This window comes from Cellulomonas sp. GTC20042, from assembly GCF_055389595.1.
Genome location: NZ_AP043678.1, coordinates 2,875,505 through 2,889,296 on the forward strand (window position 1 = coordinate 2,875,505; position 13,792 = coordinate 2,889,296).

Genomic DNA, 13,792 nt, shown 5'->3' on the forward strand with positions numbered 1-13,792 from the left:
GCCCGAACCACCGAACTCGCGGGAAGGGGCGAGCGCTCAGGGGGTGGAGGAGCGGAGGACGAGGTGGGGCTCGAGCAGGACGGACTCGTGGTGGTGGTCCGCGCCGTGGGCCTCGTCCATCACGAGCCTGGCGGCCTCGCGGCCCATCTGCTCGCCGGGCTGCGCCACGGTGCTCAGCGGCACGGGCAGGTCCCACGCGGCCTGGTTGTTGTCGTAGCCGATCACCGCGACGTCGCCCGGCACGGCGATCCCCTCGGCCAGGAACGCCTGCACCAGCCCCGCGGCCAGCAGGTCGGAGGCGGCGACCACCCCGTCCACCCGCCCGGCGCGCACCTCGGTCGCCAGGTCCGGGCCGATCTGCCAGCCGTCCTTCTGGTTGATCGCCGGCGGCTGCACCTCGCGCACCGGGCTCAGCCCCGCCTCGGCCAGCGCCCGGTGCCAGCCGATCTGCCGGTCGTGCACCGGACGCAGCACGTCGGGGCCGCCGACGAAGGCCAGCCGCCGTCGACCCGAGCCGATCAGGTGCCGGGTGGCCAGGTACCCGCCGAGCGCGTTGTCGGTGGCCACCGAGCAGAACCACTGCGCGGGCGCCGAGAAGTTCACCAGCACCAGCGGGCGGTCCCCGGCGCGCGCGCCGACCAGCGCCGCCATGTGCTCCTCGTCGGACAGCGTGACCATGCTGCCGGCGACGCCCAGCTCGTCGAACAGCTCCAGGTGCCGGATCTCGCGGCCGACCTCGGAGTCCCCGTCGGCGAGCACCACCCGCATCCCGGCGGCGTCCGCCTGCCGGCCGGCACCCCGCGCGATCTCCACGAACAGCGAGTTGGACAGGTCGGTGAGCACCAGCCCGATCGTGCCGCTGCGCCCGCGCGCCAGGGTGCTGGCCAGCCGGTTGGGCCGGTAGCGCAGCGCGCGGATCGCCTCCTCGACGCGCTCGCGGGTGGCCGGGGTGACGCGTTCCGGGTGGTTGAGCACGTGCGAGACGGTGCCCAGCGAGACACCGGCCCGCTCGGCCACGTCGGTCATCGACGACCGCCGGGTGCCACGCTCGCTCACGGGTGCGCTCCTCCACGCTCGGTCGGCCACCGGCCCGGACCGGGCCTGCGCCACCGTACCCGGAGCGTGCGCGCCGGTCCGCGCACCGCCGTCACGCCAGCGTGAGCAGCGGCTCCCCCGCTTGCACCGTCGTGCCGGGCTCGACCAGGCGGGTGACCGCCGACGGGTCCGCCTCCAGGCCGATCACCGGGCAGACCGCCGAGCGCTCGGTGCGCTCCACCGCCGCCGGGTCCCAGGTCACCAGCAGCTGGCCGGGCTCGACCTCGTCGCCCTCCGCCACGTGCAGCGTGAAGCCGGCGCCGGCGAGCTGCACCGTGTTGATCCCGAGGTGCACCAGCACCCCCCGCCCGCCCTCGGCGAGCAGCACGAAGGCGTGCGGGTGCAGCTTGACCACGGTCCCGGCGGTCGGTGCCAGCACGCGCTCCCCCGCCACCGGGTCGGGCTGCACGGCGATGCCGGGGCCGACGATCTCGCCGGAGAACACCGGGTCGTCCACGTCCGCGAGCGCCGTGACCATCCCGGTCACCGGGGCCAGCACGGTCAGCGCGGCCATCAGCGCAGGTCCTCGATGTCGGAGGCCAGCGTGTCCGCCTCCGGCCCGACGATCACCTGCACCGCGTTGCCGGAGCGCACCACCGCGATCGCCCCGGCGGCCTTGAGCGCGGGCTCGGACACCAGCGACGGGTCCTCGACCTCGACCCGCAGCCGCGTGATGCACGGTTCCAGGTCCAGGACGTTCGCGTCACCGCCGAGCCCCGCCAGGATCTGCTCTGCCTTGCTCATCTGCTGCTCCCTCGTCGCCATCGGCTCTGTCACATCAGGTCGGCCAGGTCGGTGGCGATCGTGTCGACCCGCGGGCCGATCACCACCTGCACCACCCGGCCGGAGATCATCACGCCGAAGGCGCCGGCGGCCCGCAGCGCACCGGCGTCCACCAGGCCGGGCTCCTTCACCAGCGAGCGCAGCCGCGTCGTGCACGGCTCGATCTCGTCGATGTTGGCCACCCCGCCGAGCCCGGCGAGGATCGCCGCCGCCTGCTCGGCGTCCCGGAGGTCGGTCGCGCTCTGCCCTGCTCGTCTCACCCGTCGTCCCCTGTCGTCGGTCGTGCTCCGCGAGGTACCAGGGTGGGCCCCGGCGCGCGCAGCGGCACCCAGACGCTGTACCGGTCGCCCCGGTAGCAGGCCCGGGAGTACACCACCGCGGTGTCGGCGCTGAACGTGCGCCGCTCGGCACGGAGCACCGCCCGCGACCCGCGCAGCGCGAGCAGCTGCTGCTCGGCGTCGGTGGCCTCGGAGGCGGTCAGCGTGTCCTCGCCCCACTCGGGCGCGAGCCCCTCGGCACGCAGCGCGTCGTACAGGCTCTCCGGCGGGCCGGCCCGGAACAGGTCGGGGGCCACGGCCACCGGCACCCACAGGTCCTCGATGCTCATGGGCGCGCCGTCGGCGTACCGCACCCGGTGCAGGTGGTGCATCGGCGCGCCGACCTCGACCCCCAGCGCCTCGGCGGCCGCGGCGGGGGCGGGCACGGTCTGCGCGTCGAGCACCTTGGTGTCCGGGCGCATGCCGCGGCGGGTCATCTCCTCGCCGAAGGTGGTCAGCCGCATCTCGAAGTCCATCCGGCGCGGGGCCACGAAGGTGCCGCGGCCCTGCTCGCGGACCAGGATCCCCTCGCCGACCAGCGCGTCGACGGCCTGGCGCACGGTCATCCGGGACACACCGAACCGGTCGCAGAGCGCCCGCTCGGACTCGATCGCGTCGCCGACGTCCAGCTCGCGCTCGACCAGCTCCAGCAGGTAGCGGCGCACCGCCAGGTACTTGTGCGGCGCCGGGGTGTCCGGCGTCTGCGTCTCGTCCACCGCTCCACCCTTCCACCTCGTCGCCGGTCCTCGTGCAGGGTTCCTCGGGCGGCCGCCGCTGTGAGGCTTGACACATCTTGAGGTCTAGACCACCCTCGGTGCAACTGGTCCAGACAAGTTGCTGCACGACGACGACAGCAGATGCCTGCCGCCGCGCTCACCCGGCCCCCGCACGCGACGGGCCGGGGTCCCCATCCCACGGATCCCCCAGCCCCACCGGATCCCCGGGGCACCACGGACGTGACCCAGGTGCCCCATCGTGACGAGGAGTGTGCCCATGACCGCCGCCACCGTCGACACCCCGAAGCGGGGTGTCCCCGGGCTCGCCCAGCTCCAGCGCATCGGGCGCTCGCTGATGCTGCCGATCGCCTCCCTGCCCGCCGCCGCGCTGCTGCTGCGTCTCGGCCAGGCCGACATGCTCGGCGCCGACGGGCTGGCCGCGCACGCGTCCTGGCTGCAACCGGTGGCCGACGTGCTCGCCGCCGCCGGCAACGCCCTGGTCGGCAACCTGCCGATCCTGTTCGCGCTCGGCGTCGCCGTCGGCTACGCCCGCAAGTCCGACGGGTCCACCGCGCTCGCGGCCCTGATCGGCTACCTGGTGTTCAAGGGCGTCGGCGACGCGCTGTCCCCGTACATCCTCGGCAAGCCCGACGCGGTGACCGCCGGCGGGGTGCTCGACGCCGCCGACCCCGCCGCCCTGGACGCCGCCGGCGCCGGTGACTACAACGCGCTGGTCACCCATGCGATCACCCAGGCGCTCGGTGCGCCCGGGCAAGAGCTGATCAACTACGGCGTGCTGGGCGGCATCGTGATCGGCCTGGTCACCGCACTGCTCTACCAGCGGTTCTACCGGATCAAGCTGCCGGCCTACCTGGCGTTCTTCGGCGGCCGCCGGTTCGTCCCGATCGTCACCGCCGGGGTCTCCGTGCTGATCGCCGTAGTCGGCGCCCTGATCTACCCCGCCTTCGACGCCGGCTTCACCTCCGTCGGCGAGTGGGTCACCGGCTCCACCGTGATCGGCGGCTTCGTCTTCGGCACCCTGAACCGCCTGCTGGTGCCGTTCGGCCTGCACCACCTGCTCAACTCGCTGCCGTGGTTCCAGTTCGGCGAGTACACCGACGCGAACGGCGCGGCGTGGAACGGCGACATCGCGCGCTTCCTGCACGGCGACCCCACCGCCGGCACCTTCATGACCGGCTTCTTCCCGATCATGATGTTCGCGCTGCCCGCCGCCGCCCTGGCGTTCGTGCACACCGCCAAGCCGAAGAACCGCAAGGCCATCGCCTCGATCATGGGCTCCGCGGCCCTGGTCGCCTTCGTCACCGGCGTCACCGAGCCGCTGGAGTTCGCCTTCGTCTACGTGGCGTACCCGCTGTACGCGATCCACGCGGTGCTCACCGGCACCTCGCTCGCCCTGGTGAACGCGCTCGGCATCCGGGACGGCTTCGGCTTCTCCGCCGGGGCGATCGACTACCTGCTCAACTTCCGGATCGCGAACCAGCCGCTGCTGCTGATCGTGATCGGGCTCGGGTACGCGGTCATCTACTACTTCCTGTTCCGCTTCGTGATCACCCGGTGGAACCTGCGCACCCCCGGGCGCGAGGACGATCCCGAGCTGGAGACCGCCGACGACGCGCTGGTCGACCTGGCGGTCGGCGACAACGGGGCCGGTCGCGCCGCGGGTGCCACCGCGGGGTCCGCCGAGAGCAGGCCGCCGGACACCCCGCGCGGCTGACGCCTGTCAGCGGGTAGCACCGAGGGCGGCGGTCCGGGTGATCCGGTCCGCCGCCCTCGTGCCGTGCGTCCGTCGCGCCCTGCGGCTCGACGCGCCTGCGCGTCACTCCAGGTCGTCGCGCTCCAGGAACGTCACCAGCGCCTGCAGCGCGGCCACCGCCTCGTCGCCGTCCACCTCGGTCGCCAGCACGACCTCGTCACCGTGGTGCGCACCGAGCGCCATCACGCCGAGGATGCTGGACGTCGGGACCGGCGTCCCGTCGACCTTGCGGATGGTCACCGGCACGGGCTGCTTGCCGGCCTCCGCCACGAACAGCGCGGCGGGCCGGGCGTGCAGGCCCTGGGCAGCGGCGACGACGACGTTCCGTTCCATGCGACGACCTCCGGTCTCAGGGGGAGCGCCCGACGAGGGGCACCCGGTCAGGGTAACTGGTCTGGACCAGCCTCGGTGGGAGCGGTGCCGCTCAGCGCGACCCGGCGCGGACGGCGTCCACCCCGCGGTTCGCCAGCGCGTCGGCGGCCTCGTTGCCCGGGTCGCCGGCGTGGCCCTTCACCCAGTGCCAGCGGATCGTGTGCCGGGCCACCTGCGCGTCGAGCTCCTGCCAGAGGTCCTGGTTCTTCACCGGCTTCTTGTCGGCGGTGCGCCACGAGTTCCGCTTCCACCCGGCGATCCACTTGGTCACGCCGTTCATCACGTACTGCGAGTCCACGTGCAGGTCGACCGAGCACGCCTGGTTCAGCGCGCGCAGCCCCTCGATCACCGCGGTGAGCTCCATGCGGTTGTTGGTGGTGAGCTCCTCGCCGCCGAACAGCTCGCGCTCGTGGCCGTTCGAGCGCAGCAGCGCCCCCCAGCCGCCGACCCCCGGGTTGCCCTTGCAGGCCCCGTCGGTCCACATCTCCACCGCAGGCGGGGTCGTCTCGCTCATGACCCGCCACCCTATCCGCGCCGCGCACGCACCCCGCGCCCGGTCGTCCGCCCGGCCGGCATGGAAGGATCGTCAGGTGCCCGAGCCCGTCCTGTCCCGCCGCCCGACCCTCGCCGACCGGGTGCCCGCCGACCCGAGCGACCCGGACGCCCTCTACGCGGCATTCACCGGCTGGGCCGCCGACCAGGGGCTGAGCCTCTACCCGCACCAGGACGAGGCCCTGCTGGAGCTGGTCACCGGCGCGCACGTGATCCTCTCCACGCCCACCGGCTCCGGGAAGTCGCTGGTCGCCACCGCCGCGCACTTCGTGGCCCTCACGCAGGGGCGTCGCACGTACTACACGGCTCCGCTCAAGGCCCTGGTCAGCGAGAAGTTCTTCGCCCTGGTCGAGGCGTTCGGATCGGCCAACGTCGGCATGATGACCGGCGACTCCGCGGTGAACCCCGATGCGCCGATCATCTGCTGCACCGCCGAGATCCTCGCGAACCAGGCGCTGCGCCAGGGCCCCGGCGCGGACATCGGCCAGGTGGTGATGGACGAGTTCCACTTCTACGCGGACCCGCAGCGCGGCTGGGCGTGGCAGGTGCCGCTGCTCGAGCTCACGCGGGTGCAGTTCCTGCTGATGTCCGCCACCCTGGGCGACGTCACGTTCTTCCGCGACGACCTGCTGCGCCGCACCGGCACCGAGGTCGCCGTGGTCGACGACGCCGAGCGACCGGTGCCGCTGACCTTCTCCTACGAGGTCGAGCCGTTGCACGAGCTGCTGGAGGAGCTGGTGCAGACCCGCCGCTCCCCCGTCTACGTCGTGCACTTCACGCAGAAGGAGGCCGTCGAGCGCGCGCAGGCGCTGCTGTCGATGACGCTCGCCAGCCGTGAGCAGCGCGACGCCATCGCCGCCGAGCTCGGCGCGTTCCGGTTCGGCCCCGGCTTCGGATCCACCCTGTCCCGGCTGCTGCGGCACGGCGTCGGCGTGCACCACGCGGGCATGCTGCCCAAGTACCGGCGGGTGGTCGAGCGGCTGACCCAGAAGGGGCTGCTCAAGGTGATCTGCGGCACCGACACCCTGGGCGTCGGGATCAACGTGCCGATCCGGACCGTGCTGCTGACCTCGCTGGTCAAGTACGACGGCACCCGCATGCGCCACCTGTCGGCGCGCGAGTTCCACCAGATCGCCGGGCGGGCGGGCCGTGCGGGCTACGACACCGTCGGCGAGGTGCTGGTGATGGCGCCGGAGCACGTGATCGAGAACCGCAAGGCGCTCGCGAAGGCGGGCGACGACCCGAAGAAGCTCAAGAAGATCGTCCGCAAGCAGGCGCCCGCCGGCTCGGTGAACTGGACCGACAAGACCTACGAGCGGCTGCGCGACGCCGAGCCCGAGCCGCTGACCTCGTCGTTCGGCGTCTCGCACGCGATGGTGCTCAACGTGCTCGCGCGCGGGGGCGACCCGGTCGAGACCATGAAGCACCTGCTGCTGGACAACCACGAGCCCGAGGCCTCCCGCGGGCGGCTGGTGCGGCAGGCGGTCGCGATCTACCGCTCGCTGCGTGCCGCCGGCGTGATCGAGCGCGTGGTCGAGCCCGGCCCCGGCCCCGCGCGGCTGCGGCGCACCGTGCGGCTGACGCAGGACATCCCGTCGACCTTCGCGCTGAACCAGCCGCTGTCGCCCTTCGCCTACGCCGCGCTCGACCTGCTGGACCGCGAGGACCCGGGCTACGCGCACGACGTGGTGTCGGTGATCGAGGCCACCCTGGACGACCCGCGCCAGGTGCTCGCCGCGCAGGAGAACCGCGCCCGGGGCGAGGCCGTCGCCGCGATGAAGGCCGAGGGCATCGAGTACGAGGAGCGGATGGCGCTGCTGGAGGACGTCACCTACCCGCGTCCGCTGGCCGATCTGCTGTCCGCGTCGTTCCAGGTGTACCGGCAGACCAACCCCTGGGTGGCCGACCACGAGCTGTCCCCCAAGTCGGTGGTGCGCGACATGCACGAGCGCGCCGCGACCTTCGCCGAGTACGTCTCGCTCTACCAGCTCGATCGCACCGAGGGCGTGCTGCTGCGCTACCTCGCCGACGCGTACCGCGCCCTGCGGCAGACCGTGCCGGAGGACGCCCGCACCGAGGAGCTGCACGAGATCGTCGAGTGGCTGGGCGAGCTGGTCCGGCGCACCGACTCCAGCCTGCTGGACGAGTGGGAGCGGCTGTCGCACCCGGAGGACCTGGACGACGCGACCTCCACCTCCTCCGAGCCGGACGACGACACCCCGCCGCCGGTCACCACCAACCGCCGGGCGTTCCGGGCGCTGGTGCGCGGCGCACTGTTCCGCCGGGTCGAGATGCTCGCGCGGGACGCCTTCGGGGCGCTCGCGGCGCTGGGCGACACGGACTCCGAGGACGCGCGGTGGACCGCCGAGCGGTGGGAGCAGGCGATCGACCCGTTCTACGACGACCACGACGAGATCCTCACCGGCCCGGCGGCGCGCGGACCGGCGCTGTTCCAGGTGGACGAGCGGCCGTCCGCCGACGGGGAAGCCGGGGCGAAGGGCCACCTGTGGCGGGTGCGGCAGGTGCTGGACGACCCGGACGGCGACCACGACTGGCGGATCGAGGCGCTGGTGGACCTGCCCGCCTCGGACGCCGAGGGAGCGGTGGTGCTGCGGGCGCTCGTGGTGGGTCCGCTCTGACCTGCACCTTCGCTTGACTCATTCCAGATAAGGGCAGCCAAACCTACGTTTTCGCAGGTCAGGGTCGCCTTTCCTTTGGTGACAGCACGTCAGAACCGGCCTACCGTGGTGGCATGAGCACGATCACCGGGCACCTCCTCGACCGTCCCCGCCCCGCCGAGCGGACCGCTGTCGACACCGGTCCGAGCGCGCCGGAGATCCCCACGGCGGGCCGGCTGAACTGGCTGCGCGCCGGCGTGCTCGGCGCCAACGACGGCATCGTCTCGGTCGCCGCCACCGTGGTCGGAGTCGCCGGTGCCGCCACCGGCACCGCCACCCTCGCGGTCGCCGGCATCGCCGCCCTGGTCGCCGGTGCACTGTCCATGGCCGCCGGCGAGTACGTCTCGGTCAGCAGCCAGCGCGACGCCGAGCAGGTCATGCGCGCCCACGGCGTGCTCGCCGAGGACGCCGACCTCACCAACCCCTGGCACGCCGCGCTGGCCTCGCTGGTCGCCTTCGTGATCGGTGGCGTGGTGCCGCTGCTCGTCGTGCTCGCCCCCTGGGGCGCGGGCCGGATCGTCGCCACCTTCGCCGCCGTCGTGCTCGCGCTCACCGTCACCGGCGCCGTCTCCGCCCGCCTCGGCGGCTCCCCCGCCGGCCGCGCCGTGCTGCGCAACGTGATCGGCGGATCGGTCGCGATGCTGGTGACCTACGGGATCGGCACCCTCGTCGGCCTCGCGGTCTGACGTGTCCCGCGCCCGGACCCGGACCGGGCGCACGTACCGTCCCGGCCCCACGATCCGTACCCTGGTCGGGTGAGCCGGCCCAAGCACGCCCCCTCGGGCACCCCCGCCCTGCACGCCCTCGCCGAGGCGGGCGTCCCGCACACCGCGCACCCCTACGAGCACGACCCCGCCAGCACCCTGGGCTACGGCCTGGAGGCCGCCGAGGTGCTGCGCGTCGAGCCCGAGCGCGTGTTCAAGACGCTGATGACCGCGGTGGACGGCACGCTCACCGTCGCGGTGGTCCCGGTCACCGGCAAGCTCGACCTCAAGGCCCTGGCCGCGGCGGTCGACGGCAAGAAGGCCGTCATGGCCGACCCGGCCGCCGCCGAGCGCGCCACCGGCTACGTGGTCGGCGGGATCTCCCCGCTGGGCCAGAAGGCCGCGCACCCGACCGTGCTGGACGAGACGATCTGGCTGTTCGACACCGTGTACGTCTCCGGCGGGCGACGCGGGCTGGACGTCGAGCTCGCCCCGGACGACCTGGTGCGGATGACCTCGGCCACCGTCGCCGCCATCGCGCGGGACTGAGCCCGCGTGCCGCTGTCCGACGCCGAGATCGCCGACGGCCCGCTGGTCCGGGTGGTCCGCGACGCGCTCGCCGGGGCGGAGGAGCACCGCGGGGCCACCGGTCTGCTCGCCGAGCGCGCGACGCCGGAGCACCTGCGCCCGCACCACCGCCGGTTCGCCGCCGAGGTCGCGCTGATCGACCCCGACCCGCGCCGCACCGTCGTCTACCGGATCCGCTCCCACGAGCACGCCCTGGCCGGCACCCACCGGCTGCCCGAGCTGACCGACCGGCTGGCCGTGAACGACACGGCGGTGCTGCTGCTCGCGGGCGGGCGGCTGACCGTCGACGAGGTGCGCGCCCACCTGCTCTCCGCCCCGGACCTGCCGTCGTCCAGCGGGCTCGGTCGCCAGGTGGTGCTGGTGCTGCGCGACGCCGGTGACGCCGCCGCAGCAGCGGCTGCCGCCGACGCGCTGGGGACCTGGCGCTGGCTCGGCTACCGCGACCTCGCCGCCCGCTGGGCCGATGCCGGTGACGTGACGTCGTTCTTCGCGCACTGGCGCGACTACCGCGCGGGCGAGGCCCGGCGGGACGTGGTGGCCCTCAAGGAACGCCTGGTCCGGGGCGTGGTCGGTCGGGACGGCTGGCAGGCGGGGGTCGACCTCGTGATCGGCGAGCGACGGCTCGGGCAGCAGTTCGTCTTCCCCGCGATCCGTGCCGCCGCCCCGACCACGCCGGAGGACGTCGCCGACCTGCTCGCGGGCCCGGCGGGCACCCACCTGACCGAGCTCGAGCACCTGGACCTGCTGGTGGCGGCGGTGCTGCGCGTCACCCCGCACGACCCGGAGCAGGAGCACCCGATGCTCACCGGGATCGTGGACCGGCTGATCGCCGTCGACCCCACCGTGGACCGCGCGACCATGCGCAGCCGGGACGCGCTGCTCTTCAGCACCTGGCCCGCGCAAGCCGACGCGGACACCCTGGCCCGCGTGCGGCGCGCCGTGCGCACCCCGGACTTCCGGGCGCAGCTGACCCGGCTGCCCCGGGAGGTGCCGCTCGGTCGGACGGGCTCGCGCCGCTGATCGGCCGCACCCACCGGCTAGGGTCGGTGCCATGACGAGCACGACCGGGCTGGCGGAACGACTGGCCCGGGTCCGGTCCCGGATCGCCGCCGCCGAGCAGGCCGCCGAGCGCCCGGCGGGCTCGGTGCGGCTGCTGCTCGCCACCAAGACCCTCGACGTCGCCACCGTGCGGGCCGCGCTGCTCGCCGACATGGCCGCCACCGCCACCACCGCGGGGGCCCCGCGCCGCGCGCTCGTCGGCGAGAACCGGGTGCAGGAGCTCACCGCCAAGGCCCCGGGCCTGGAGGACCTGGCACCCGAGCTGTGCGTGATCGGGCCGCTCCAGTCCAACAAGGTCAACGCCGCGCTGCGCTGGGCGTCCTGCGTGCAGTCGGTGGACTCGGCGGCGCTGGCCGAGCGGCTGGACCGCCGGTGCACGGAGCTCGACCGCAGCCTCGACGTGCTGGTGCAGGTGAACGTCTCCGGGGAGCCGACCAAGAGCGGCGTCTCCCCCGCCGACGCCCCAACCCTGGTCGCCGCCGTCGCCGCGCTGCCTCGGCTCCGGCTGCGCGGGTTCATGACGGTGGGCGCGCGCTCCGACGACGAGCGGGTGGTGCGCGCCGGCTACACCGTGCTGCGCGAGCTGCGGGACAGCACCGTCGCCTCCGGGCTGCCCGGCACCGGCGAGGCCGTCGAGCTGTCGATGGGGATGAGCGGCGACCTGGAGGCGGCCGTCGCCGAGGGCGCCACGATCGTGCGGGTCGGGACCGCCGTCTTCGGCGCGCGGCCGGCGGTGGCCGTGATCACGGCAGGCGCGCGATGAGCGATCCGTTGAGCGGGGCGGAGCCGACCAGCGGAGCGGGCCGGGATCACGCAGCAGGTCCGGAGCGTGCGGCGCTGCCCGACCACCCCGACCCCGACCGCCGGTTCCCGCGCGCGGTCTACCGGCACGGCACCGAGCCGGACGCGCGGTTCTCCCTCGCCAACGAGCGCACCTTCCTCGCCTGGCTGCGGACCTCGCTGGCGCTGCTGGCCGGTGGCGTGGCCCTGGAGGCGCTGGACCTGCCGCTGCACCCCGGCCTGCGGCTGGCCGCCGCGGTGGTGCTGGTCGCGCTCGGGGTGCTCGCCCCCGTGCAGGCCTGGGTCGGCTGGGCCCGCACCGAACGGGCGCTGCGCGAGCGTCGACCGCTGCCCGCCCCCGCACTCAGCGGGCCGCTGGCGGTGGGGCTGCTGCTCGCCGGGGTGCTCGTGCTGCTGGGGATCGTGCTGCCGTGACCGCGCCGCTGGACGGCCCGCCCCTGGACGGCCCGCCGCCGGGGGTGCAGCCGGAGCGGACCTCGCTGGCCTGGCAGCGCACGGCGCTGGCGCTGGCCGTCGGCTCGCTCGGGGCCGGACGCCTGCTGTCCGACCCGATCGGCCCGGTGGCGTGGCTGCCGGCGACGCTCGGCGTGGTCCTCGCGGTGCTGCTCGCCCGCACCGGCGCACGACGGGCGCTGCGCTGGGCGGCGGTGCTGGACGCGCGACCGGGCGCGACCTCACCCGGCGGCCGCACGATCGCGCTGGCCGCCGCCGGGACGCTGCTGCTCGGGATCGCCGCGGCGGTGCTGGTCGCCACCGCCTGAGCGGCCGTCAGCGCCCGTAGGCGGCGAACGCCCGGTCGGTGGGCACGATCTGCTTGCCGAGCGGCACCAGCGAGACCGGGATCATCTTGAGGTTCGCGACGGCGAGCGGGATGCCGATGATCGTCACCGCCTGCGCCGCTGCGGTGGTCAGGTGGCCGATCGCCATCCACCAGCCCGCCACGAGGATCCAGATCACGTTGCCGATCGTGGACATCGCGCCGGCGCTCGGCCGGTCGACGATCGTGCGACCGAACGGCCACAGCGCGTAGCCGGCCATCCGGAACGACGCGATGCCGAACGGGATGGTGATGATGAGCACGCAGCAGATCACACCCGCGAGCACGTAGCCCAGCGCGAGCCAGAACCCGCCGAGCACCAGCCAGATGATGTTGAGGAGCGCCTTCACGGGGTCCAGCCTGCCGCACCGGAGAGGTCCGTGGGGAGGGGGTGAGACCCTGATCCGACCCTGATCCTCGGACCACCGCGCCTCACGGCACGGTGCCTGACAGCGCGCCTCACGGCACGCGCGCAGTCCACTCCGGGTTGCCGAACTTCTCGGTGACCAGCTGCTCGGCGCGGGCCAGCTCCTCGGGGCGCAGCTCGCCGTCCACCGCGCGGTAGCGGGAGCGGAAGTACGCGTCGAAGGCCTCGATGACCTTCTCCCGGGGCAGGCCGGTCTGCGAGCGCACCGGGTCGACGCGCTTGTTCGCGCTGGTGGTGCCCTTGTCGGACAGCTTCTCGCGGCCGATCCGCAGCACCTCGAGCATCTTGTCCGCGTCGATGTCGTAGGCCATCGTCATGTGGTGCAGCACGGCGCCGCCGGCCAGCCGCTTCTGCGCGGAGCCGGCGATCTTGCCCGCCGGGGAGGCGACGTCGTTCAGTCCCGCGAAGGACGCGCGCACCCCGACCTCGGCCAGCGCACCGATCACCCAGTCGTCCAGGAACCGGTAGGACTGCTCGAAGGACAGCCCGTCCACCAGCGATGCCGGCACCACCAGCGAGAAGGTGATGCAGTTGCCGGCCTCCATGAACATGGCCCCGCCGCCGGAGATCCGGCGCACCACGGTCACGTCGTGCTTGGCGACGCCCTCGGGGTCGACCTCGTTGCGCAGCGACTGGAACGAGCCGATGAACACCGCGCGCTCGTTCCACTCCCAGAACCGCAGGGTGGGGCCGCGACGGCCGGCGGCGAGCTCCTCGGTGAGCACCTGGTCCAGCGCGCCGAGCACGGCGGGCGGCAGCGGCCCGGGGTGGATCACCTCGAAGGTGTGGTCCTGCCAGCCGGTCGCGTGGCCGAGGGCGCGGCGGACCGCGATGGCGACGGACTCCGCGGAGAAGCCGATCATCTCGACCGGGGTGTCCAGCGTGCCGTCGTGCTCCGCCCGGTGCAGGGCGTCCTCGATCGCCGTGGTCAGGTCGGCGACCCGCGCGTCGGCCGGCCGGCCGGTCAGCGCCGCGTCGATCACGCCGAGCGCGGCGTCCGGCTCGAGGAAGAAGTCCCCGCTGACGCTCACCTGGGCGAGCGTCCCGTCGACCACCTCCACGTCCGCCGCCACGAGCTTGCCACCAGGGACCTTGTACTCGCCTCGCAC

General features: G+C 74.0%; 17 protein-coding genes. 8 read left to right on the plus strand and 9 right to left on the minus strand.

Annotation, left to right across the window (positions count from 1 at the left end; translation table 11 throughout):
- Window positions 1-36: 36 nt before the first annotated feature.
- From ACZ5HG_RS13370 to ACZ5HG_RS13390, 5 genes are all read right to left on the minus strand, one after another.
- Window positions 37-1,056 carry a LacI family DNA-binding transcriptional regulator gene (locus ACZ5HG_RS13370; protein ID WP_464177050.1) on the minus strand — a complete coding sequence of 340 codons (1,020 nt, stop codon included), beginning with the start codon at window positions 1,054-1,056 and terminating at the stop codon, window positions 37-39.
- A 91-nt stretch (window positions 1,057-1,147) separates the two neighbouring features.
- Window positions 1,148-1,609 carry a PTS sugar transporter subunit IIA gene (locus tag ACZ5HG_RS13375; RefSeq protein ID WP_464177052.1) on the minus strand — a complete coding sequence of 154 codons (462 nt, stop codon included), beginning with the start codon at window positions 1,607-1,609 and terminating at the stop codon, window positions 1,148-1,150.
- Window positions 1,609-1,839, minus strand: a complete 231-nt coding sequence (locus ACZ5HG_RS13380) for a glucose PTS transporter subunit EIIB (protein ID WP_464177054.1) — start codon at window positions 1,837-1,839, stop codon at window positions 1,609-1,611. Before ACZ5HG_RS13380 ends, ACZ5HG_RS13375 begins: the two co-directional genes overlap by 1 nt.
- A gap of 29 nt (window positions 1,840-1,868) precedes the next feature.
- Window positions 1,869-2,138: a PTS transporter subunit EIIB gene (locus ACZ5HG_RS13385; protein ID WP_464177057.1), complete on the minus strand. Its 270-nt coding sequence runs from the start codon at window positions 2,136-2,138 to the stop codon at window positions 1,869-1,871.
- Window positions 2,135-2,911, minus strand: coding sequence for a GntR family transcriptional regulator (locus tag ACZ5HG_RS13390; RefSeq protein WP_464177059.1), 777 nt, complete (start codon window positions 2,909-2,911; stop codon window positions 2,135-2,137). Before ACZ5HG_RS13390 ends, ACZ5HG_RS13385 begins: the two co-directional genes overlap by 4 nt.
- Window positions 2,912-3,188: 277 nt before the next feature.
- On the opposite strand from ACZ5HG_RS13390, the gene ACZ5HG_RS13395 reads away from it, so the two are divergent.
- A complete protein-coding gene (locus ACZ5HG_RS13395) occupies window positions 3,189-4,646 on the plus strand; it encodes a PTS transporter subunit EIIC (RefSeq protein ID WP_464177061.1) in 1,458 nt (485 codons plus the stop codon).
- 102 nt (window positions 4,647-4,748) lie between these two features.
- On the opposite strand, the gene ACZ5HG_RS13400 is transcribed toward ACZ5HG_RS13395, so the two are convergent.
- Entirely contained in the window at window positions 4,749-5,018 is a 270-nt protein-coding gene (locus tag ACZ5HG_RS13400) for an HPr family phosphocarrier protein (protein ID WP_464177063.1), read from the minus strand.
- Window positions 5,019-5,109: 91 nt separating this feature from the next.
- Window positions 5,110-5,571 carry a ribonuclease HI gene (gene rnhA, locus ACZ5HG_RS13405; protein WP_464177066.1) on the minus strand — a complete coding sequence of 154 codons (462 nt, stop codon included), beginning with the start codon at window positions 5,569-5,571 and terminating at the stop codon, window positions 5,110-5,112.
- On the opposite strand from rnhA, the gene ACZ5HG_RS13410 reads away from it, so the two are divergent.
- From ACZ5HG_RS13410 to ACZ5HG_RS13440, 7 genes are all read left to right on the plus strand, one after another.
- On the plus strand, window positions 5,570-8,248 hold the full coding sequence (locus ACZ5HG_RS13410; RefSeq protein WP_464177068.1) for a DEAD/DEAH box helicase: 2,679 nt from the start codon (window positions 5,570-5,572) through the stop codon (window positions 8,246-8,248). The two genes, rnhA and ACZ5HG_RS13410, sit on opposite strands and share 2 nt — an antisense overlap.
- A 113-nt stretch (window positions 8,249-8,361) precedes the next feature.
- The gene (locus ACZ5HG_RS13415) at window positions 8,362-8,973 is read left to right on the plus strand and encodes a VIT1/CCC1 transporter family protein (protein ID WP_464177070.1); all 612 of its coding nucleotides are present in this window, start codon (window positions 8,362-8,364) and stop codon (window positions 8,971-8,973) included.
- 69 nt (window positions 8,974-9,042) lie between these two features.
- Window positions 9,043-9,540: a Cys-tRNA(Pro) deacylase gene (gene ybaK, locus ACZ5HG_RS13420; RefSeq protein ID WP_464177072.1), complete on the plus strand. Its 498-nt coding sequence runs from the start codon at window positions 9,043-9,045 to the stop codon at window positions 9,538-9,540.
- A 6-nt stretch (window positions 9,541-9,546) separates the two neighbouring features.
- Window positions 9,547-10,599: a hypothetical protein gene (locus ACZ5HG_RS13425; RefSeq protein ID WP_464177074.1), complete on the plus strand. Its 1,053-nt coding sequence runs from the start codon at window positions 9,547-9,549 to the stop codon at window positions 10,597-10,599.
- Between the two features lie 31 nt (window positions 10,600-10,630).
- Complete coding sequence (locus ACZ5HG_RS13430) at window positions 10,631-11,401, plus strand: YggS family pyridoxal phosphate-dependent enzyme (protein WP_464177076.1); 771 nt, start codon at window positions 10,631-10,633, stop codon at window positions 11,399-11,401.
- Window positions 11,398-11,853, plus strand: a complete 456-nt coding sequence (locus ACZ5HG_RS13435) for a YidH family protein (protein WP_464177078.1) — start codon at window positions 11,398-11,400, stop codon at window positions 11,851-11,853. Before ACZ5HG_RS13430 ends, ACZ5HG_RS13435 begins: the two co-directional genes overlap by 4 nt.
- Window positions 11,850-12,200, plus strand: a complete 351-nt coding sequence (locus ACZ5HG_RS13440; protein WP_464177080.1) for a DUF202 domain-containing protein — start codon at window positions 11,850-11,852, stop codon at window positions 12,198-12,200. Before ACZ5HG_RS13435 ends, ACZ5HG_RS13440 begins: the two co-directional genes overlap by 4 nt.
- 7 nt (window positions 12,201-12,207) lie before the next feature.
- Here the strand turns inward: ACZ5HG_RS13440 and ACZ5HG_RS13445 are convergent, their stop codons facing one another.
- Both ACZ5HG_RS13445 and ACZ5HG_RS13450 read right to left on the minus strand, forming a co-directional pair.
- Window positions 12,208-12,606, minus strand: a complete 399-nt coding sequence (locus ACZ5HG_RS13445) for a YccF domain-containing protein (protein WP_464177082.1) — start codon at window positions 12,604-12,606, stop codon at window positions 12,208-12,210.
- Between the two features lie 109 nt (window positions 12,607-12,715).
- A complete protein-coding gene (locus ACZ5HG_RS13450; protein ID WP_464177084.1) occupies window positions 12,716-13,792 on the minus strand; it encodes a lipoate--protein ligase family protein in 1,077 nt (358 codons plus the stop codon).

Bases quoted from the DNA above. Each gene is read 5' to 3' on its own strand.
- ACZ5HG_RS13375 (WP_464177052.1), bottom strand. From the start codon at position 1,609: ATGGCCGCGCTGACCGTGCTGGCCCCGGTGACCGGGATGGTCACGGCG.
- ACZ5HG_RS13380 (WP_464177054.1), bottom strand. From the start codon at position 1,839: ATGAGCAAGGCAGAGCAGATCCTGGCGGGGCTCGGCGGTGACGCGAAC.
- ACZ5HG_RS13395 (WP_464177061.1), top strand. From the start codon at position 3,189: ATGACCGCCGCCACCGTCGACACCCCGAAGCGGGGTGTCCCCGGGCTC.
- ACZ5HG_RS13400 (WP_464177063.1), bottom strand. From the start codon at position 5,018: ATGGAACGGAACGTCGTCGTCGCCGCTGCCCAGGGCCTGCACGCCCGG.
- ACZ5HG_RS13410 (WP_464177068.1), top strand. From the start codon at position 5,570: ATGACCCGCCACCCTATCCGCGCCGCGCACGCACCCCGCGCCCGGTCG.
- rnhA (WP_464177066.1), bottom strand. From the start codon at position 5,571: ATGAGCGAGACGACCCCGCCTGCGGTGGAGATGTGGACCGACGGGGCC.
- ACZ5HG_RS13415 (WP_464177070.1), top strand. From the start codon at position 8,362: ATGAGCACGATCACCGGGCACCTCCTCGACCGTCCCCGCCCCGCCGAG.
- ACZ5HG_RS13430 (WP_464177076.1), top strand. From the start codon at position 10,631: ATGACGAGCACGACCGGGCTGGCGGAACGACTGGCCCGGGTCCGGTCC.
- ACZ5HG_RS13435 (WP_464177078.1), top strand. From the start codon at position 11,398: ATGAGCGATCCGTTGAGCGGGGCGGAGCCGACCAGCGGAGCGGGCCGG.